We start from the raw sequence: 19,633 nt of genomic DNA on the forward strand, positions 1-19,633 counted from the left end.
ATGATGACTTAATGAAAGAACCCTCCGTAGGCTTCACTCCGAACGGATTTACTTAATAGGAGATGGACGTAAAACAGGCGTTAACTGTTTTTGAGCGGAAGCACTTTTTTTGTGCTTCAACTAGGGTGGCACCACGGGATATCCAAACTCTCGTCCCTTGTAACATATACGTTACAAGGGGCGGGAGTTTTTTGTTTGGAAAAAATCAGTATAGCGTGCCGTCATAAGAAAGGCCGCTTTGCTTTAAAGGAGGAAACACATATGTCTATTCAGATTCCTAGAGGTACCCAGGATTTATTGCCTGGCCAAACGGAAATTTGGCAGTATATCGAGGACACAGCGCGTGATATTTGTCACCGTTACCAATATAAAGAAATCCGCACACCGATTTTTGAGCACACGGAATTATTTTTACGCGGTGTTGGCGATACAACCGATATCGTTCAAAAAGAGATGTATTCATTTCAAGATCGCGGTGAAAGGAACTTAACCCTTCGTCCGGAAGGCACTGCATCGGTTGTACGGTCATATATCGAGAACAAAATGTTCGGGTGGGCCAATCAACCGGTCAAGCTTTATTATATCGGACCGATGTTCCGTTACGAACGTCCGCAAGCAGGTCGATTCCGCCAGTTCGTTCAATTCGGCATCGAAGCTTTAGGAAGTAAGGATCCTGGAATCGATGCAGAGGTTCTGTCACTTGCGATGAACCTGTACAAGGAACTTGGTTTGAAAAAGCTGAAGCTTGTCATCAACAGCCTTGGTGATAAGGAAAGCCGGACAGCGCATCGCAATGCGTTAATCAAACATTTCGAACCACGCATCGGCGAGTTTTGCGGCGATTGTCAAAACCGCCTCGAAAAAAACCCTTTGCGTATCCTGGATTGCAAAAAGGACCACGATCACGAATTGATGAACACGGCTCCTTCCATCATTGAATATTTAAATGATGAATCCCGTACTTATTTCGAAAAGGTGAAACAGCACTTAACTGATTTGGAAATCGAATTCGTCGAAGATCCGACTCTAGTGAGGGGCTTGGATTACTATAATCATACCGCATTTGAAATCATGAGTGATGCAGAAGGCTTTGGCGCCATCACTACACTTTGCGGCGGGGGCCGTTATAACGGGCTGGCTGAAGAACTTGGCGGACCGGAAACACCAGGAATCGGCTTTGGACTTAGCATTGAACGGCTGATTGCTGCCCTCCAAGCAGAAAACATCGAGCTTCCGATCAAAAAGGGAATTGACTGCTATCTTGTCTCACTAGGTGAAACAGCCAAGGATTATACCGTCAAACTTGCCCATCAATTGCGGAATGCCGGTTTTACCGTCGAAAAAGACTATCAAGACCGTAAAGTGAAAGCACAATTCAAATCAGCCGACCGCCTCGAAGCAAGATATGTGGCGACACTTGGGGATGATGAATTGGCAAATAATAAAATCAATGTAAAGTTCATGGAAACCGGTGAACAAGTCCAAATGGATCTTGCAACATTCGTTGAACAATTCAAAAAGCTACAGGCTTAAGGGGGAAATACCATGTTTGGCAGAACATACTTCAATGGTGAAGTGACAGAAGCAGCTATTGGTGAAAAAGTAACATTAAAAGGATGGGTACAAAAACGCAGGGATTTGGGCGGGGTCATCTTTATCGACCTACGTGACAGAAGCGGAGTCGTCCAGGTCGTTTTCAATCCTGACATTTCGGCAGACGCGCTTGCCACAGCCGAAAAAATCCGTAATGAATACGTCCTTGATATCCAAGGGACAGTCATCAAACGTGACGAAGCCAACTTCAATCCGAACGTAACAACAGGTACCGTCGAAGTTCAAGCCGAAAACGTTACAATTTTAAACGAAGCAAAGACCCCTCCATTCATCATTGATGAAAGAACGGATGTATCAGAAGACATCCGCTTGAAATATCGTTATCTGGACCTGCGTCGTCCGGCGATGTTCGAAACATTGAAAATGCGCAACAAAACAACAAAAGCGATCCGTGACTACTTGGACGGTGAAGGTTTCCTTGATATCGAAACTCCTATCTTAACAAAAAGTACACCTGAAGGAGCACGTGATTATTTAGTGCCTAGCCGCGTGCACGAAGGGGAGTTCTATGCACTTCCGCAATCACCGCAAATCTTCAAGCAGCTATTGATGGTATCCGGTTTCGAACGTTATTATCAAATTGCCCGCTGTTTCCGAGATGAAGACTTACGTGCTGACAGACAGCCCGAATTCACGCAAATCGATATTGAAACAAGCTTCATGAGCCAAGAAGATATCATTAACACGGCAGAAAACATGATGGCTAAAGTGATGAAAGATGTAAAAGGATTGGACGTAACACTTCCATTCCCTCGAATGACTTACAATGAAGCGATGAGCCGTTACGGTTCCGACAAACCGGATACGCGTTTCGGAATGGAACTTAAAGATGTTTCCGAAATCGTCAAAGACAGTGATTTCAAAGTGTTCACCGGTGCTGTAGCAAGCGGCGGTCAAGTTAAGGCAATCGTCGTCAAGGACGGAAATGCGGATTATTCCCGTAAAGACATTGATGGCTTGGCTGAATTTGCAGCGATTTACGGTGCTAAAGGCCTTGCATGGCTAAAAGTTGAAGAAGACGGTGTAAAAGGACCAATCGCCAAATTCTTCGCAGAAGATCAAGAGCAATTAGTATCTGAATTGGAAGCTGAAGTGGGCGATTTAATCCTATTCGTGGCGGACAAGAAAGGCATAGTCGCAGATGCACTTGGAGCACTTCGCATCAAGCTTGGTAAAGAAAGAGGCTTAATCGATCAAAGCAAATTCAACTTCCTATGGGTGACGGACTGGCCATTACTTGAATATGACGAAGAAGAAGGACGCTACTATGCGGCACACCATCCATTCACAATGCCATTCCGTGAAGACATGGACAAACTGGAATCAGACCCAGCAAGCGTCCGTGCACAAGCATATGACCTTGTCCTGAACGGCTACGAACTTGGCGGTGGATCACTGCGGATATTCGAACGCGACGTTCAGGAAAAAATGTTCAAAGTTCTTGGATTCTCCGAAGAAGAAGCAAACGCACAATTCGGCTTCCTAATGGATGCATTCGAATACGGAACGCCACCACACGGCGGAATCGCCCTTGGACTGGACCGCATGGTCATGCTGCTTGCAGGCCGCACGAACCTTCGCGACACCATCGCGTTCCCGAAAACAGCAAGCGCAAGCGACCTGCTCGTTGACGCACCGAGTACCGTAAGTGACAAGCAATTGGCCGAACTTAACCTAAGGCTTGCTGCACTTAAAAAATAATTCATTTGGGAAAAATATGAAAAAATACCTATGTGTTTTTCCTTGAAATAGAGTTAAGCATTATGCTATGATGTTTTCAACAAGTAAGAGTCCTGATGTGTTCGTTCTTTAACCTATAAGTTTTGACCGAACACTTATAGTTACCGGGAGCACTAGTTTCCTGGCCGCGTAAAAGCCTCCCTCGAAGAGGACTTACAAACGCGAGGAACCGAGCACCCACCTGCGGAGAGCGGGTTCAAAACAAAGGCGTAAACGGCACAATTGGGACTCTTACACCTTACAAAGCAACTCATGTTAAATAACATGGGTTTTTTTGTGCATTAAAATAGTTAACTTACGAGTAAATGGTGCAAACTCACGAGTAAATAGCGTGAAATCACGAGTAAATGGCGTAAACTCACGAGTAAACAGAGTAAACTCACGAGTAAATGGCGAACTCACGAGTAAATGGCGTAAACTCACGAGTAAATGGCGAACTCACGAGTAAATGGCGTGAACTCACGAGTAAATAGTGAAAACTCACGAGTAAATGGCGTGAATTCACGAGTAAACAGCGGAAATTCACGAGTGAGCTACAATTTCATGAATTAAAAAAAGTAAACGTACGGTAAAACGATTTCAGTTCCTAGCAGGAAAAAAAGGGAATAATAAAGAAGCTAAAGGAGAAGGAGTTGATGTATGGATGTTAAAACCGTGTGAAAAGCCTATGAAAATGCTCAAACTGGAGGCATTAAGCAGGAGGCTATCAGCAAATCATCCAAAACAGGAAAGAATAAAGAACGATTTCCGAAAAAATCCGTACAGGATTTAACGGGGAGCGGAGTATCGGAAAGGAGTTGAAGAATCTTCCGAAAGAATATCGAGTATTTCATGATTTGAGGTTGGACCACGATGGGAGCCGTTATTTTCAAATGGATTTCCTAATAATCACCCGGAATTACTGTATCATCATTGAAGTGAAAAACTTTGCAGGAACGCTCTATTTTGACCGTACCTATCCCCAATTGATTCGTTCAAAAGACGGACAGGAACAGGCATATCTGGATCCGCTAATCCAGGTCGACGTGCAAAAATCCCGATTAAATGATTGGCTTACTTTTCACAAATTCCCCTCGCTGCCGATTGAAACGTTAATTGCCAACGCAAACTCGAATACGATCATCAGGACTACCCCAGGTTTTACCCCCATTTTCAAAAAAATCACGGGAAAAGAAACCCTCATCACCAAAATCAATACCCTTGAAAAAAAGTATCCTTCCGAGCAATTAACCCAAAGGCAGAGCACTAGACTTTCGAACACGATTCTGCAAAAAAACACTCCACTTAATCCTGATATACTCAATTTATATCAAATCGATGAGCAAGATCTGCTAAAAAGCGTTCAATGTCCTGAATGCGCTGCTCTCCATATGCACTATCACTGGGGCAAATGGACATGCAGTCAATGTTCATACGCCTCTAAAGATGCCCACATTCAAACTCTTCGCGATTTTGCTCTCCTCATAAAACCCAATATAACAAATAAACAAGCACGGCTCTTTTTACAAATAGATTCAATTGATATCATGCAGCGGATGCTGTCTGCACTGGAATTGCCTTATTCGGGGCAATTTAAAAATAGAGCTTATAAACTTAATGGATTAATTCACGAGTAAACGGGCCAAATTCACGAGTAAATGACGCAAACTCACGAGTAAATGACGCAAACTCACGAGTAAATGACGCAAACTCACGAGTAAACGGCCAAACTCACGAGTAAACAGGCCAAAATCACGAGTAAATGACGCGAATTCACGAGTAAATGACGCGAATTCACGAGTAAATTGCACAACTTCCCAAGCTCAGGCCCCAAACTCAAAGAAAACACCCAAAAAACCAGCGAATAAACTTCAAATATTCCCATTTAAGTAACACTCCGCAGTATAGATTCGTAAATTATAGTAAGGTTGAGCAATTGAAGCCAAGGATAGAAAGTAGTGAGGGCTTTGAAAGATTTATTGTATGCTAAGAGGATGGAAATGCTTCAATTAGTGGAGCGGCTAGTGAATATAGATAGTGGTTCTCATACGAAAAAGGGTATTGATGAAATTGGCTCGATTTTAAAAACCAAATTTGAAAGTCTGGATTTTATTGTGAATACCGTTGAGCAACAGAATTATGGCAATCAGCTGGTCATCCAGCATCGTGATGCGCATCAACCGCATATTCTGGTCGTTGCCCATATGGATACGGTTTTTCCGGAGGGCACAGCGCAAAAACGTCCTTTCAAAGTGAGGGGAAATCGGGCATACGGTCCTGGTGTGGCGGATATGAAGTCAAGTTTGGTTGAGCTTTTTTATGCGATCCTTTGCCTGAAACAGACGGGGCAGACAGGCTATAAGCATATCCAGATCATTCTTAATAGTGATGAGGAGATCGGGTCTCCGTCATCTGTTTCACTCATATCGGAAAAAGCGGCCAATAAGAAGTTTGCGCTAATTCTTGAACCGGCAAGGACGGACGGTTCGCTTGTCACGGCAAGAAGGGGTTGCGGTCAGTTTAAAGTGGATATTGCGGGGGTGGCCGCCCATTCAGGGATCGAGCCGGAAAAGGGACGAAGTGCAATTGAAGAATTGGCCCATAAGGTAATCGCCTTACATCGATTGAATGATCTGCAGAAAGGAATCAGCGTGAATGTCGGCAAAATTGAAGGGGGCTCCGCTGTCAATATGATCGCTTCCCATGCGGCTGCTTTCGTCGATGTGCGGATTTCGGAAAAAAGGCAGGAAGCCATCATCCTCAAGCAACTGAAAAAAATCTGTGCCGAAACCTATATTCCAGGAACGAAAACGACATTAAGCGGGAAAATGGACCGCTCTCCCATGGAAAAGAATGAGAAAACGAACGTGCTTTTAGAGTCGATCCGGCAGGCTGGGAAGGAAATCGGCATCGAAATCACGGATACGGCCACGGGTGGAGGTTCGGATGCTTCCATCACTTCTGATTTGGGAATCGCGACAGTGGATGGACTCGGGCCCATTGGAGGGAATGCACATAGTGAAGAGGAGTATTTGGAAATCCCCAGCCTTACGGAAAGGACACTCCTATTGGCAACCGTCATTCAAAAATTATCAAAAATGACCTAGCACACTAATTCCGATTAGACTGCTCATATTTCGCTTGTCATAAATGATGTTTATGATATATTGTTAATTGGGAAGCTAAATAAGAACAGAATTTATTGGAGTTGAATATATATGCTGCATCAGTTTTCACGTAATGAATTGGCAATTGGCAAGGAAGGAATCGATATTCTGAAAAACACGACCGTTGCCGTCCTGGGTGTTGGAGGCGTTGGTTCATTTTCAGCCGAAGCATTGGCACGCACCGGGGTAGGCCGTATTATTCTTGTGGATAAAGACGATGTCGACATCACAAATGTAAACAGGCAGATCCATGCTCTATTATCAACAGTCGGTCAACCGAAAGCGGAATTGATGAAAAGTCGGATTCAAGACATCAATCCTGACTGCGAAGTGATCGCTCTTAAAATGTTCTATACAGAAGAGACATTTGAGGAATTCTTCAGCTATGGTCTGGACTATGTCATTGACGCATCGGATACGGTCATTTATAAAATGCATGTGATGAAGGAATGCCTTAAACGGAATATCAAGGTGATTTCTAGCATGGGGGCCGCTAATAAGATGGACCCGACGCGTTTTCAAATTGCCGATATCTCCAAAACGCATACCGATCCGCTAGCCAAGGTCATTCGTACTAGATTGCGTAAAGAGGGCATAACAAAGGGAATTCCCGTTGTCTTTTCCGACGAGAGCCCTATTGTCATTCGTGAGGATGTGCGGAAAGAAGTCGGCAATGATGGGGCAAAAATCCGTAAAGCCCAAATGCCTCCGTCTTCGAATGCTTTCGTACCATCCGTTGCGGGTTTAATTGCAGCAAGCTGGGTGATCAATGATCTATTAAAAGACATTGAAGTTCGCCGTGTAAACGATTGATAATAAATCAACTGACTCTATAATGGGTCAGTTTTTTTGTGCCGAATAGCATATATTCCCTTTTAATAACTTTTTTATCCATATCATATAGACGGGGTCGAAAGAATGAGATAAACTATTTTCAGAATATTGTTTTTATTTAAATATTCTGAGAACATATAAAACAAGGGGGTTTCAAATGAAGAAGAAAAAGCTAGCAGGAGTGTTTCTATCACTTTCATTGGTTGCAGGGGCGCTGGCAGGTTGCAGCGGCGACTCGAAAACTAGCAGTTCAGGCGGGGGTTCATCAAAATCGGGTGACACCATTAAAATTGGGGCCAACCTTGAATTATCCGGAGGAACGGCATCATTCGGCCAATCGGCTGCCGATGGTTTAAAACTGGCCATCGATGAGATTAATAAAAAGGGCATCGACGGTAAAAAACTTGAAATCGTTAAGGTTGACAATAAATCTGATGCAGCAGAAGCTACAAGCGGTTCGATCAAGTTAGTCAGCCAGGACAAGGTTGTGGCTGTAGTCGGATCTGCAACAAGCACGAATACATTGGCACAGGTTCAAGTCGCACAAGATAATAAAGTACCTCTCCTCACACCAACTGCAACAAATCCCGACATTACCAACAAAGCTGGAAAATTAAATGATTATGTGTTCAGAACTTGCTTTATCGACCCATTCCAAGGTACGGTGGCAGCCAATTTTGCATCTGACGAAATTGGGGCCAAGACGGCTGCGATCTATGTGGATAGCGCAAGTGATTATTCTAAAGGATTGGCCGCGGCTTTTAAAGAAGCATTCACTGCCAAGGGCGGTAAAATCGTGGCGGAAGAAGCTTATGTAACGAAAGATACTGATTTCCGTTCTACATTGACACGTATCAAATCGGCAAAACCTGAGTTCGTATTCCTTCCTGGATATTATGAGGAAGTCGGATTGATCCTAAAACAGGCCCGTGAAGACGGCATGGACCTTCCATTCATGGGCGGGGACGGCTGGGATTCCCCGAAGGTCGTTGAAATTGCCGGAGCGGATGCTTTAAAGAATACGTATATTACGAATCACTATTCCCCGGAAGATGAAGATGCAAAAATCCAGGATTTCGTTGCAGCCTTCGAAAAGGAATACGATAAAACACCGGATGCTTTTGCAGCACTTGGCTATGACACTGGGTACTACCTGGCAGATGCCATCAAGAGATCTGGAGATGCTTCCCCTGAAAAAATCAGACAAGCGCTGGAAGATGTAAAAGATCTTCAATTAGTTTCCGGAACACTGAACCTTGATGAAAATCATGATCCGATCAAATCTGCGACCATCTTGGAATATGTGGATGGCAAACAAACATTCAAGACAAAAATCAATCCATAATACCTTACGTGGATAGGGGGCAAGTCCCCCCTATTCTATATTCACTTAAAAAACACCTTAACGGGGAGAGTGCAATATGGAACTGATTCAGCAATTGGTAAATGGCATTTCACTCGGAAGCATTTATGCATTGATCGCGCTTGGTTATACGATGGTTTACGGAATCGTCAAGCTCATAAATTTCGCCCATGGTGACGTATTCATGGTTGGTTCATTTGTGGGGTTTTACGCCATTACCGTAATGGACTTATCCTTCATACCGGCTTTATTGATTTCGATGGCCACATGTGCCATCTTTGGCGTTTTAATTGAACGCATTGCTTATAAACCCCTTCGTAATGCAACACGGATTGCGGCCTTGATAACGGCCATCGGTGTTTCCCTTCTGATAGAAAATGGGCTGATTTACATCCGGGGCGCCCAGCCGGAAGCCTATCCAAATAATGTCCTTCCGATGGATAAACTCGATATATTCGGGGTTTCCATCAGCAGTCAATCGATATTGATCCTATCCGTATCCATCATTTTGATGATCATCCTGCAATTCGTTGTCCATAAAACAAAAATCGGCAAAGCGATGCGTGCCGTTTCATTCGATTCCGAGGCGGCCAAGCTGATGGGAATAAATGTGAACAATACGATTTCGGCTACGTTCGCCATAGGTTCGGCCCTGGCAGGGGCAGCTGGTGTCATTTTTGGCATCTACTATATAAAGATCGAACCGTTGATGGGTGTCCTTCCTGGCCAGCCGTCTTGGGCGGCATCGGCATCATTCCGGGAGCGATGGTCGGCGGTCTGCTGCTTGGAGTGATCGAGGCTTTGGTCAGTGCCGCCGGTTACTCATTATGGCGCGATGGAGTGGCTTTCGTCGTACTTATCTTGATTTTGATTTTCTTGCCGCAGGGACTGTTCGGTAAAAATAAAAGAGAAAAAGTATAGGGGAGACATGGCGATGACTACTTTAAAGAATTCAAAGGGTTTTTGGCTCTCGATCGTGCTCGCACTTATTTTTTTCGGAATCATGCAGTACACCATTTCAAACGGTATCCTCAATCCATTTTATATCAACACGCTCATGTTCATCGGCATCAATATCATGCTGGCGACGAGCCTTCATTTAATCATTGGAATAACCGGGCAGTTCTCGATCGGGCATGCCGGTTTTTTAGCGGTTGGGGCCTATGCTTCGGCAGTCATGACAATGAAGCTGGAACTTCCTTTCATCATAGCCGTATTGGCTGGGGGCGTCATCGCCGCTGTTGCGGGTATGGTGATCGGGATACCCAGCTTGCGCCTGAAGGGGGATTACCTGGCGATAGCCACCCTTGGTTTTGGGGAAATTGTCCGGATCGTCCTTTTGAATATTGACTATGTAGGCAGTGCAAGCGGGATGCAGGTATCCCACCTGACTTCTTGGCCATGGGTTTTTGCCTGTGTCATGATCACCGTCTTAGTCATCAGGAATTTCACAAATTCGACTCACGGGCGTGCATGCATATCTGTTAGGGAAGATGAAACGGCGGCTGATGCGATGGGAATCAATACGACCTATTATAAAGTGGCGGCCTTTGTCATCGGAGCTTTTTTTGCCGGAATTGCCGGATCGCTCTATGCCCATAATTTTTATATTATCCAGCCATCGAATTTCGGTTTCCTGAAATCCTTCGATATACTGATTTTCGTCGTACTTGGCGGTCTTGGAAGTCTTTCAGGTTCGGTTTTAGCCGCCATTTTACTGACGATCGTGACGACATTCCTTCAGGATTATCCGGAAACGAGGATGATCATCTATAGTCTTGTCCTGATCCTGATGATGATTTTCCGCCCGCAGGGGTTAATGGGAACAAGAGAAATCACATCATTGTTCACACATAAAAAAACGAAAGGGGGCCCAAAGGATGGAAGTCACAATACCGTTGCTTAAGGTAGATTCGGTGGGTATACGCTTTGGCGGATTGAAAGCGGTGTCCGATGTGAACGTGGAATTATTTCCAGGGGAACTTGTAGGCCTGATCGGGCCGAATGGGGCTGGGAAAACGACCTTCTTCAATTTATTGACGGGTGTGTATGTCCCTACGGAAGGAACGATCGCCTTGAACGGGGAAAATCTAAATAAGCAGCCGCCTTATAAAATTACCCGAAAAGGGATCTCGAGGACCTTTCAAAACATTCGTCTCTTCAGTGAGTTATCCGTGATCGATAATGTGAAGGTTGCTTACCACTCGCTTGCCAAGCATGGAATTCCAAGCTCCATATTCCGGTTGCCCGGATATTTTTCAGGGGAAAAGGAAATGGATGAAAAGGCGCTCGAATTTTTGCGGATTTTCAATCTTGACCATTTTAAGGATGAAAAAGCGAAGAATCTTCCATACGGACAGCAAAGGCGGCTGGAAATCGCCCGTGCCCTTGCCGCCAATCCGAAACTTCTTTTACTGGACGAACCAGCAGCCGGGATGAACCCCCATGAAACGAAAGAATTAATGAACCTCATTGCTTTTATCCGGAAGGAGTTCAACCTTACCGTTTTGCTAATCGAACATGATATGTCACTGGTCATGGGTGTATGCGAACGGATTTATGTCCTTGATCATGGACAGCTCATCGCTCACGGAAAACCGGAAGAAATCCGCAACGATCCAAAGGTTATCGAGGCATATCTAGGGGAGGAGGTTTCCTGATGCTGAAAATAGAGGACATCAATGTTTATTACGGCAATATCCAAGCGCTAAAAGGGGTTTCCATGGAGATAAATGAGGGGGAAATCGTGACCTTGATCGGGGCGAACGGGGCGGGAAAAAGCACGCTGCTCAAAACGATTTCCGGTCTTTTAAAACCAAAGCAAGGAAAAGTTCTGTTCGAAGGTGAATCGATTGGGGGAAAAGCGGCACAGGCCATCGTGAAACTGGGCATATCCCATGTACCTGAAGGACGACGTGTCTTCGCCAACATGACGGTGGCCGAAAACCTGGAGCTAGGAGCTTATTTGCGGAAAGACAAAGATGGCATCCATAAGGATATGGAAAAGGTATACGAGCTATTTCCGAGGCTGCTGGAAAGAATCAAACAGCAGGCTGGCACGCTTTCAGGCGGCGAACAGCAGATGCTTGCAATGGGTCGGGCCTTAATGGCGAAACCGCGACTATTACTGCTCGATGAACCTTCGATGGGCCTTGCACCGCTTTTGGTGAAGCAAATATTCAACATCATCCAGGAGATCAGTGAGTCCGGCACAACGATCCTTTTGGTCGAGCAAAACGCCAACCTCGCCTTATCCATTGCAGATCGGGCGTATGTCGTTGAAACGGGACGAATCGTCCTGTCGGGCAATGCCGAGGAACTAACATCAAGTGAAGAAATAAAAATGGCCTATTTAGGAGGCCACTGAACCGCCGTTTGGCGGTTTATTTGTTTGTTGATCAGTTTATGCAAAATATGCAGGAAGATAAAAAAGCACAGGGTTTCATGCATGATTTTATACATCCAATATAGTATTATTCAATTTCGATATAGGAATTAAGACTAAAAAAGCACGAAAAAACTGGGTTTAATTCCCTATCATTATACTTGTATTTTGGTAAAAATGTAATTAATAGGATGATGAAAATAAGCGAATGAATAAATTTTTTTGATCTATAAATAAGGAGTTTGTAATATCAATATAATTTAATTATCAGTTTTTTCTGATTATATCGCTTGTTTTCGCAATATTTAAAATATATAAAGATAAAAATGATATAGTACTACCTGTGAAAGATTTCCTATCTAGCGAAATCTTCTCGCAATTAATGTATAGACGGAATGAAAATTATGCGGTAAACTATTTTTCGAAATATTAATTTAATTTGAAACATTTCATCTAATCAATTTTTTTCTGAAGCATCATGAATAAATATTCATGCATCAGAGCTTGATTACAAAATGGGGGGATTATTTATGAAAAAGAAAAAATTAGCAAGTGCATTCCTTTCTCTATCACTTGCTGCAGGAGTGCTAGCGGGATGTTCCGGCTCTGGTTCATCTGAAAAATCAAGCGGGGATGGAGATACGATCAAAATCGGTGTCAACCTTGAATTATCAGGCGGTGTCGCTTCATATGGACAATCGATTGCAGAAGGTCTGGAGCTTGCAACTGCGGAAATCAATAAAGAAGGCATTGACGGTAAAAAAATCAAACTAATTAAAGTCGATAATAAATCTGAAGCGTCCGAAGCGACAAGCGGAGCGATCAAGCTGACATCACAAGATCAGGTTGCAGCGATCGTAGGCGCAGCAACAAGCACGAACTCGATTGCACAAGTACAGATTGCCCAAGATAATAAAGTGCCGGTCATTTCACCTTCTGGTACAAGCCCTGAAATCACTTTCAGCAAGGATAAATTGAACGATTACGTTTTCAGGACAAGCTTCATCGATCCGTTCCAAGGGACGGTAGCTGCAAACTTCGCCACTAAAGAAATCAAAGCGAAAAGTGCAGCCATCTATATTGACAGCGCAAGTGATTATTCAAAAGGGTTAGCCGCAGCCTTTAAAGAACAATTCGAAAAGAATGGCGGAAAGGTTGTTGCTGAGGAAGCTTACATTGCGAAGGATACTGATTTCCGTTCCACATTGACTCGTTTGAAATCGGCAAAACCTGATTTCATTTTCCTTCCTGGTTACTATGAGGAAGCTGGTCTGATCGTGAAGCAGGCACGGGAAACTGGACTTGATGTTCCATTCATGGGCGGCGACGGCTGGGATTCTCCTAAGCTAGTTGAAATTGCCGGTGCAAAAGCTCTAAATAATACGTTCATCACGAACCACTATTCTTCAGGTGATCCTGATGAGAAAATTCAGAATTTTGTGTCAGCGTTTAAAGCGAAATACAAAGATAAGTCCCCGGATGCATTTAATGCCCTAGGATATGACACAGGATACTTCCTTGCAGACGCGATTAAACGTGCCGGTTCAGCGGATTCGAAAAAAATCAAAGAAGCGCTGGAAAAAACGGCTGACCTTGAGCTTGTTACGGGTACATTCACATTGGATGAAAAACATAATCCAATCAAATCTGCCACCATCCTTGAATTTAAGGAAGGAAAACAAGTATTCAACACAAAAATCAATCCTTAATTTCGGAGAACAACTCCAACCCTTTCGCCGGCCCTTCCTTAATAAGAAGGTGCTGGCGAATTCTCATTTTTCAAGCATGCCAGGGTGCTGAACATCCCCTTAACGGAATGAAAAGAGTCTGGACTAATTATTCATAAAATTAGATTTTCAAGGAGAGTCGAACATGGAATTGATACAACAGTTAATAAACGGGGTTTCATTAGGCAGCATTTATGCCCTTATCGCTCTCGGATATACGATGGTTTACGGGATTGTTAAATTGATAAACTTCGCACATGGCGATGTATTCATGGTCGGCTCATTCGTTGGGTTTTACTCAATAACGGTCCTGGATCTGTCATTCGTGCCCGCCCTATTAATCTCGATGACGGTCTGTGCGCTGTTTGGGGTATTGATCGAGCGTATCGCGTACAAGCCATTGCGTAACGCAACGCGTATCGCGGCACTTATCACTGCCATCGGTGTTTCCCTTTTGATCGAATACGGATTCATATACGTCCGCGGTGCACAGCCGGAAGCTTATCCGAATGATGTATTGCCGACAGACAAGTTCAATATTTTTGGAGTTTCCATCAATAGTCAATCGGTTTTGATTTTTGGAGTGGCTGTAGTCTTGATGATCATCCTTCAAATCATCGTTCATAAATCAAAAATTGGAAAAGCGATGCGTGCCGTTTCCTACGATGCGGATGCAGCTAAGCTGATGGGTATAAATGTCGATAACACGATTTCCGCCACCTTTGCAATCGGTTCCGCATTGGCTGGGGCAGCGGGCGTCATTTTCGGTATTTACTATATAAAGATCGAGCCGCTCATGGGTGTGCTTCCTGGATTGAAGGCATTCGTTGCCGCCGTACTTGGAGGAATCGGGATTATACCGGGCGCGATGGTCGGTGGCCTATTGCTAGGTGTCATCGAAGCTTTGGTCAGTGCCGCCGGTTACTCATTATGGCGTGATGCTGTAGCCTTCGTCGTACTGATTCTTATCTTGATTTTCATGCCACAAGGCTTATTCGGTAAAAACAAAAAAGAAAAAGTATAGGGGAGACAAAGCAATGACTACAATTAAGCGAGCAAAAGGTTTTTGGCTCTCGATTTCACTATCATTGATCTTTTTCGCCGTAGTTCAAGTGTTAATCGGCGGCGGATCGCTAAATCCTTTTTATCAAAATACGCTCATGTTCATCGGGATCAATATCATTCTGGCAGCGAGCCTGCACTTGATCATCGGGATAACCGGGCAGTTCTCCATCGGGCATGCCGGTTTCCTGGCAGTCGGTGCCTATGCCTCAGCCGTCATGACGATGAAGCTGGAAATGCCATTTTATGCAGCATTGATAGTCGGCGGTTTGGCGTCAGCGCTGGCAGGATTGATCATCGGAATTCCTAGCTTACGCTTAAAAGGTGACTATCTGGCGATTGCGACCCTTGGTTTTGGGGAAATCGTCCGGATCATGCTTTTGAATATCGATTATGTCGGCGGGGCCAGCGGCATGCAGGTTTCCCATTTGACCACTTGGCCGTGGGTATTCGCATCCGTCATCGTAACGATCATCGTCATCCGAAACTTTACTAGCTCGACCCACGGAAGAGCCTGCATATCAATCCGCGAGGACGAAACGGCTGCCGATTCGATGGGAATCAACACGACCTATTACAAAGTTGTCGCTTTTGCGATCGGTGCTTTTTTTGCCGGTATCGCTGGAGGGCTTTACGCTCATAACTTCTATATCATCCAGCCATCGAACTTTGGATTCCTGAAATCATTCGATATTTTGATCCTTGTCGTTCTTGGCGGCCTTGGAAGTCTTTCCGGTGCCGTATTGGCCGCGATATTACTGACGGTAGTCACGACTTTCCTGCAGGATTATCCGGAAACGCGAATGATCATCTACAGTCTTGTGCTAATCGTGATGATGCTCTATCGCCCGCAAGGTTTAATGGGTACCAAAGAAATAACATCCATGTTCAAACGTAAAGGAGGAAGCAGCCATGAAAAAAATAAAAACACCGCTGCTTAAAGTCGATTCGGTCGGCATCCAGTTCGGAGGGCTTAAAGCCGTTTCTGATGTTAACGTCGAGTTATATCCAGGGGAACTAATTGGCTTGATCGGGCCGAACGGCGCTGGAAAAACGACTTTCTTTAACTTGCTGACAGGAGTTTACGTCCCGACGGAGGGCACCATTTCCTTGGAAGGTGAGAACTTAAGAAAACTGCCTCCATATAAAATCACGCAAAAGGGGATCAGCCGGACATTCCAGAACATTCGCTTATTCAGTGAGCTATCCGTGATCGACAATGTAAAAGTGGCCTATCATTCGCTTTCTAAGCATGGCATCTTAAGTTCGATCCTCCGCATGCCGATCCATTTTAAAGGCGAAAAGGAAATGGATGAAAAAGCGATTGAGTTCTTGAAGATTTTCAACCTTGATCAATATAAGGATGAAAAGGCAAAGAACCTGCCGTATGGTAAACAAAGACGTTTGGAGATCGCCCGTGCACTTGCCGCCAACCCGAAACTGCTTTTGCTCGATGAACCGGCAGCGGGGATGAACCCCCAGGAAACGCACGAACTCATGAACCTGATTGCCCTCATCCGTGAGAAATTCGATTTGACCGTATTATTGATAGAACATGATATGCCGCTCGTCATGGGTGTTTGCGAACGCATATATGTACTCGATCACGGACAACTGATCGCTCAAGGAAAGCCAGAGGAAATCCGTAACAATCCAAAAGTCATCGAGGCCTATCTGGGCGAGGAGGTTTCATAATGTTAAAAATCGAGGACATCAACGTCTATTACGGAAACATTCAAGCCTTGAAAGGAATCTCGCTTTCTATTAACGAAGGTGAAATCGTAACCCTGATCGGGGCGAACGGAGCCGGGAAAAGCACGTTGCTGAAAAGCATTTCAGGCCTATTAAAACCAAAACAAGGGAAGATCCTATTCGAAGGGGATTCCATCGGCGGAAAGGCAGCACAATCCATCGTGAAAATGGGCATTTCCCATGTCCCTGAAGGCCGGCGGGTCTTTGCTAACATGACCGTCGAAGAAAACCTTCAGCTTGGTGCTTATCTGCGCAAAGATAAGGCAGGCATCAAGCAGGACATGGAGAAAGTCTATGAATTGTTCCCGCGTTTACTGGAGCGTCTGAAACAGCAATCCGGAACCCTTTCCGGCGGGGAACAGCAAATGCTCGCGATGGGCAGGGCCCTCATGGCCAAGCCCCGTCTTCTGTTACTGGACGAGCCATCGATGGGACTTGCCCCATTATTGGTGAAGCAAATCTTTCATATCATCGAAGAAATCAACAAAACAGGTACGACGATTCTGCTGGTCGAACAAAATGCCAACTTAGCACTATCCATAGCCGACAGAGCCTATGTTGTCGAAACCGGACGAATCGTCCTATCAGGCAAATCAGAGGAACTGACCGCAAGCGAAGAAATCAAGAACGCCTATTTAGGCGGACATTAAACCGTGTTATAGCGATTCCGAACTGCAGGCAAACTCGATGAAAAGCGAGTTTGCCTGCAGTTTTTTGTTTGGAGAAAGGGACCGTTGATTTCCACTCCAGGCACTCGCTTTCCGCGGGCGGTCCGCCCTCGACGCTTCGCGCCTGCGGGGTCTCCCCTGGACTCGCATTTCCCGCAGGAGTCTCGCGTCTCGTAGATAGAACCCCATTTTGTCGACAATCCGAGACTGCTTTATAGCGGTTTTTTTGTTGTGTAAATAAGATAATTTAACTAGATAAAAAGGTTAGTAAAACCTTATCGGACGGTATACAATCTAGTTAGGAATAATAGTAGAATTGGTTCATGATATAACCTCATCGATAGCTATTCTTAATCATATTTTTTGGAGTGATTGTATGCACAAGCTTATTCAGGCTATATTGCCGGTATTATTACTGTTTATGATTCTGCCAATCTATCAGCCAGATGCTGCATCTGCAGAAGAGACGCCGCAATCTGATGGTGTCATCGTCAAGTACAAAGAGGCGAACGATGAGCCGATCAACGAGTTGATAGAAAAGGTGGAGGTTCCTAAAGGGGAATCAACCGATAACCTGATCGAGGAACTTGAAGAACAGAAGGATGTGGAATATGCAGAACCAAACTATCTTTTCAAGAAGATGGAAAGCCCGAACGATCCAGCCTACATAGACCAGTGGCACCATAAAAAGCTTGGTACGGGTGCAGCGTGGACAAAAACAATGGGATCAAAGGAATTGATCGTGGCCATCATTGACGACGGCATCGATCGCAACCACGAAGATTTAAAAGGAAGGATCGTCAATGCCTATGATACGATACGCAATCGGAAGCATATCGTCCCAAAAGGGGAGCATGGAACGCATATCGCTGGCATCATTGCCGGTTCTGCGAACAACGGCATAGGCGGAACGGGTATTGCCCCGAACGTTAAACTAATGCCGATCAACGTCTTTGATGGAGAGTATGCCGATACGGCCGATATCATTGAAGCTATACATTATGCCGTTCAGCAAAAGGCAAACATCATCAATATGAGTTTAGGCGACACAAGTTATTCGGAGTCCTTGAACAAGGCCGTCCAGGAAGCCTATAAAAAAGGCGTACTGATCGTCGCGGCTGCCGGGAATGAAGGGGATATGGGGAAAAATGTACAGCGAGTGTACCCAGCTGCATTCAGCCACGTCATTTCCGTAGCTGCCACTAACTCAAGTGACAAGCGTCCCAGTTATTCCAACTACCATTCAACAGTCGATATTGCGGCCCCTGGGGATGACATCCTTTCAACCCTGCCAAATGGTAAATACGGCTGGATGAGCGGAACATCGATGGCCACGCCGATGGTGGCGGGTGTAGCGGCATTGATTTGGTCCAATGAGCCTAAACTAAACAAAACGGAGGTTGAATACCGTCTCTATGATTCAGCCGTGGACCTAGGCACAAAAGGGAAAGACATCTACTATGGAAACGGGCGGGTCAATGCCAAAAAAGCACTGGAAATGAAGACGCTGACCAAACCGTCCGTGACTGCGATATCCGATAAGGACACCAAGATCAATGGGAAAATCCCGGCTGATTTCAAAGCGGGGACCGTCTCCATTTATACCGATAAAAAACAACTCGCCACAGTGAAGATCAGCGGCGAAAAAACGTTTACAGCGACCATCGCAAAACAAACAGCCGGAACGACTATCTCTACTAGGCTCATCGATAAATCGGGAAATAAAAGTATTCCCGTTTCATTTAAAGTGGCAGATAAAACGGCTCCTGTAAGACCGTCCGTAAATACGGTAGGTGACAATACCGTAAAAGTAACCGGCAAAGCGGAAGCAAGCTCTTCCGTCACCGTCAAAACCGGCAGAACGGTTCTAGGCAAAGCAAATTCCAACAGCGCAGGGAATTTCACCGTAACGATGTCAAAAAAACAAAAGGCCGGAAAAGTCCTATCCATTACAGCAACCGATAAAGCGGGCAATATAAGCTCGATCAAAACCGTGACCGTCGCAGACAAAACAGCACCAAGTAAACCGACGGTCAACACAGTCACGACAAAAACGACAATAGTAACCGGCAAAGCAGAAGCTAACTCCACTGTGTCCATCAAAGCATCAAAAAAAGTGATCGGCTCTGCCACAGCAACGACCAAAGGTACATTCTCGGTTAGAATTCCCAAGCAAAAAGCCGGGAAGAACCTATATATTCATGCCAAAGATAAAGCGAAAAACGTAAGCGAATCAAGAAAAGTAACAGTTAAAAAGTGATGGAAAAACAAGAACAGCCCCCAATAATCTAATTGGGGGCTGTTCTTAAATCAATCTCTATTTCCATACATCAATTCCGTGC

The 19,633-nt window shown here is 44.8% G+C and carries 16 protein-coding genes, 1 other RNA gene, 1 pseudogene and 1 other annotated feature (1 of these 19 only partly in view); of the genes and pseudogenes, 17 read left to right on the plus strand and 1 reads right to left on the minus strand.

Features of this window, described 5'->3' with window-relative positions:
- Positions 1-161 (plus strand) — a binding site (T-box leader) (it extends 76 nt beyond the left edge of the window).
- 100 nt (positions 162-261) lie between these two features.
- The 4 genes from hisS to J7I90_RS19660 all read left to right on the plus strand — a co-directional run bounded on the left by hisS (position 262) and on the right by J7I90_RS19660 (position 4,970).
- Entirely contained in the window at positions 262-1,533 is a 1,272-nt protein-coding gene (gene hisS / locus J7I90_RS19645) for a histidine--tRNA ligase (RefSeq protein WP_214773404.1), read from the plus strand.
- 12 nt (positions 1,534-1,545) lie between these two features.
- Positions 1,546-3,315, plus strand: a complete 1,770-nt coding sequence (aspS, locus tag J7I90_RS19650; protein WP_048683760.1) for an aspartate--tRNA ligase — start codon at positions 1,546-1,548, stop codon at positions 3,313-3,315.
- Between the two features lie 86 nt (positions 3,316-3,401).
- Positions 3,402-3,587: non-coding RNA, 6S RNA (ssrS, locus tag J7I90_RS19655), on the plus strand.
- A gap of 522 nt (positions 3,588-4,109) precedes the next feature.
- Entirely contained in the window at positions 4,110-4,970 is an 861-nt protein-coding gene (locus J7I90_RS19660) for an NERD domain-containing protein (RefSeq protein ID WP_311315242.1), read from the plus strand.
- Here J7I90_RS19660 and J7I90_RS19665 read toward each other — a convergent pair.
- On the minus strand, positions 4,956-5,144 hold the full coding sequence (locus tag J7I90_RS19665; RefSeq protein WP_214773406.1) for a hypothetical protein: 189 nt from the start codon (positions 5,142-5,144) through the stop codon (positions 4,956-4,958). The genes J7I90_RS19660 and J7I90_RS19665 overlap by 15 nt on opposite strands.
- 189 nt (positions 5,145-5,333) lie before the next feature.
- On the opposite strand from J7I90_RS19665, the gene J7I90_RS19670 reads away from it, so the two are divergent.
- The 13 genes and pseudogenes from J7I90_RS19670 to J7I90_RS19730 all read left to right on the plus strand — a co-directional run bounded on the left by J7I90_RS19670 (position 5,334) and on the right by J7I90_RS19730 (position 19,551).
- Positions 5,334-6,440 (plus strand): M20 family metallopeptidase, encoded by a 1,107-nt coding sequence (locus J7I90_RS19670; RefSeq protein ID WP_214773407.1) that lies wholly within the window; start codon positions 5,334-5,336, stop codon positions 6,438-6,440.
- A 111-nt stretch (positions 6,441-6,551) separates the two neighbouring features.
- Positions 6,552-7,313 carry a tRNA threonylcarbamoyladenosine dehydratase gene (locus tag J7I90_RS19675; RefSeq protein WP_214773408.1) on the plus strand — a complete coding sequence of 254 codons (762 nt, stop codon included), beginning with the start codon at positions 6,552-6,554 and terminating at the stop codon, positions 7,311-7,313.
- A 178-nt stretch (positions 7,314-7,491) separates the two neighbouring features.
- The gene (locus tag J7I90_RS19680) at positions 7,492-8,679 is read left to right on the plus strand and encodes an ABC transporter substrate-binding protein (protein ID WP_214773409.1); all 1,188 of its coding nucleotides are present in this window, start codon (positions 7,492-7,494) and stop codon (positions 8,677-8,679) included.
- Positions 8,680-8,755: 76 nt separating this feature from the next.
- A pseudogene (locus J7I90_RS19685) lies at positions 8,756-9,618 on the plus strand (branched-chain amino acid ABC transporter permease).
- 13 nt (positions 9,619-9,631) lie between these two features.
- A complete protein-coding gene (locus tag J7I90_RS19690; protein WP_214773410.1) occupies positions 9,632-10,603 on the plus strand; it encodes a branched-chain amino acid ABC transporter permease in 972 nt (323 codons plus the stop codon).
- The gene (locus tag J7I90_RS19695; protein WP_214773411.1) at positions 10,578-11,357 is read left to right on the plus strand and encodes an ABC transporter ATP-binding protein; all 780 of its coding nucleotides are present in this window, start codon (positions 10,578-10,580) and stop codon (positions 11,355-11,357) included. The genes J7I90_RS19690 and J7I90_RS19695 overlap by 26 nt, the downstream gene beginning before the upstream one ends.
- Positions 11,357-12,064, plus strand: a complete 708-nt coding sequence (locus tag J7I90_RS19700; protein WP_214773412.1) for an ABC transporter ATP-binding protein — start codon at positions 11,357-11,359, stop codon at positions 12,062-12,064. Before J7I90_RS19695 ends, J7I90_RS19700 begins: the two co-directional genes overlap by 1 nt.
- 548 nt (positions 12,065-12,612) lie before the next feature.
- Positions 12,613-13,791 (plus strand): ABC transporter substrate-binding protein, encoded by a 1,179-nt coding sequence (locus tag J7I90_RS19705; RefSeq protein ID WP_214773413.1) that lies wholly within the window; start codon positions 12,613-12,615, stop codon positions 13,789-13,791.
- A gap of 163 nt (positions 13,792-13,954) precedes the next feature.
- The gene (locus tag J7I90_RS19710) at positions 13,955-14,833 is read left to right on the plus strand and encodes a branched-chain amino acid ABC transporter permease (RefSeq protein ID WP_095390668.1); all 879 of its coding nucleotides are present in this window, start codon (positions 13,955-13,957) and stop codon (positions 14,831-14,833) included.
- 13 nt (positions 14,834-14,846) lie between these two features.
- Complete coding sequence (locus tag J7I90_RS19715; RefSeq protein ID WP_034308749.1) at positions 14,847-15,812, plus strand: branched-chain amino acid ABC transporter permease; 966 nt, start codon at positions 14,847-14,849, stop codon at positions 15,810-15,812.
- Positions 15,784-16,566, plus strand: coding sequence for an ABC transporter ATP-binding protein (locus tag J7I90_RS19720; RefSeq protein ID WP_214773414.1), 783 nt, complete (start codon positions 15,784-15,786; stop codon positions 16,564-16,566). Before J7I90_RS19715 ends, J7I90_RS19720 begins: the two co-directional genes overlap by 29 nt.
- Complete coding sequence (locus J7I90_RS19725; RefSeq protein WP_214773415.1) at positions 16,566-17,273, plus strand: ABC transporter ATP-binding protein; 708 nt, start codon at positions 16,566-16,568, stop codon at positions 17,271-17,273. Before J7I90_RS19720 ends, J7I90_RS19725 begins: the two co-directional genes overlap by 1 nt.
- A gap of 394 nt (positions 17,274-17,667) precedes the next feature.
- On the plus strand, positions 17,668-19,551 hold the full coding sequence (locus J7I90_RS19730) for a S8 family peptidase (protein ID WP_214773416.1): 1,884 nt from the start codon (positions 17,668-17,670) through the stop codon (positions 19,549-19,551).
- The last annotated feature ends 82 nt before the right edge of the window (positions 19,552-19,633 follow it).

Source organism: Bacillus sp. ISL-57 (assembly GCF_018613135.1).
Taxonomy (GTDB): domain Bacteria; phylum Bacillota; class Bacilli; order Bacillales; family DSM-1321; genus Peribacillus; species Peribacillus frigoritolerans.

Coding starts and splice junctions, on each gene's coding strand:
- hisS (WP_214773404.1), top strand. CDS start 262: ATGTCTATTCAGATTCCTAGAGGTACCCAGGATTTATTGCCTGGCCAA.
- aspS (WP_048683760.1), top strand. CDS start 1,546: ATGTTTGGCAGAACATACTTCAATGGTGAAGTGACAGAAGCAGCTATT.
- J7I90_RS19670 (WP_214773407.1), top strand. CDS start 5,334: ATGCTTCAATTAGTGGAGCGGCTAGTGAATATAGATAGTGGTTCTCAT.
- J7I90_RS19675 (WP_214773408.1), top strand. CDS start 6,552: ATGCTGCATCAGTTTTCACGTAATGAATTGGCAATTGGCAAGGAAGGA.
- J7I90_RS19680 (WP_214773409.1), top strand. CDS start 7,492: ATGAAGAAGAAAAAGCTAGCAGGAGTGTTTCTATCACTTTCATTGGTT.
- J7I90_RS19690 (WP_214773410.1), top strand. CDS start 9,632: ATGACTACTTTAAAGAATTCAAAGGGTTTTTGGCTCTCGATCGTGCTC.
- J7I90_RS19695 (WP_214773411.1), top strand. CDS start 10,578: ATGGAAGTCACAATACCGTTGCTTAAGGTAGATTCGGTGGGTATACGC.
- J7I90_RS19700 (WP_214773412.1), top strand. CDS start 11,357: ATGCTGAAAATAGAGGACATCAATGTTTATTACGGCAATATCCAAGCG.
- J7I90_RS19705 (WP_214773413.1), top strand. CDS start 12,613: ATGAAAAAGAAAAAATTAGCAAGTGCATTCCTTTCTCTATCACTTGCT.
- J7I90_RS19710 (WP_095390668.1), top strand. CDS start 13,955: ATGGAATTGATACAACAGTTAATAAACGGGGTTTCATTAGGCAGCATT.
- J7I90_RS19715 (WP_034308749.1), top strand. CDS start 14,847: ATGACTACAATTAAGCGAGCAAAAGGTTTTTGGCTCTCGATTTCACTA.
- J7I90_RS19720 (WP_214773414.1), top strand. CDS start 15,784: ATGAAAAAAATAAAAACACCGCTGCTTAAAGTCGATTCGGTCGGCATC.
- J7I90_RS19725 (WP_214773415.1), top strand. CDS start 16,566: ATGTTAAAAATCGAGGACATCAACGTCTATTACGGAAACATTCAAGCC.
- J7I90_RS19730 (WP_214773416.1), top strand. CDS start 17,668: ATGCACAAGCTTATTCAGGCTATATTGCCGGTATTATTACTGTTTATG.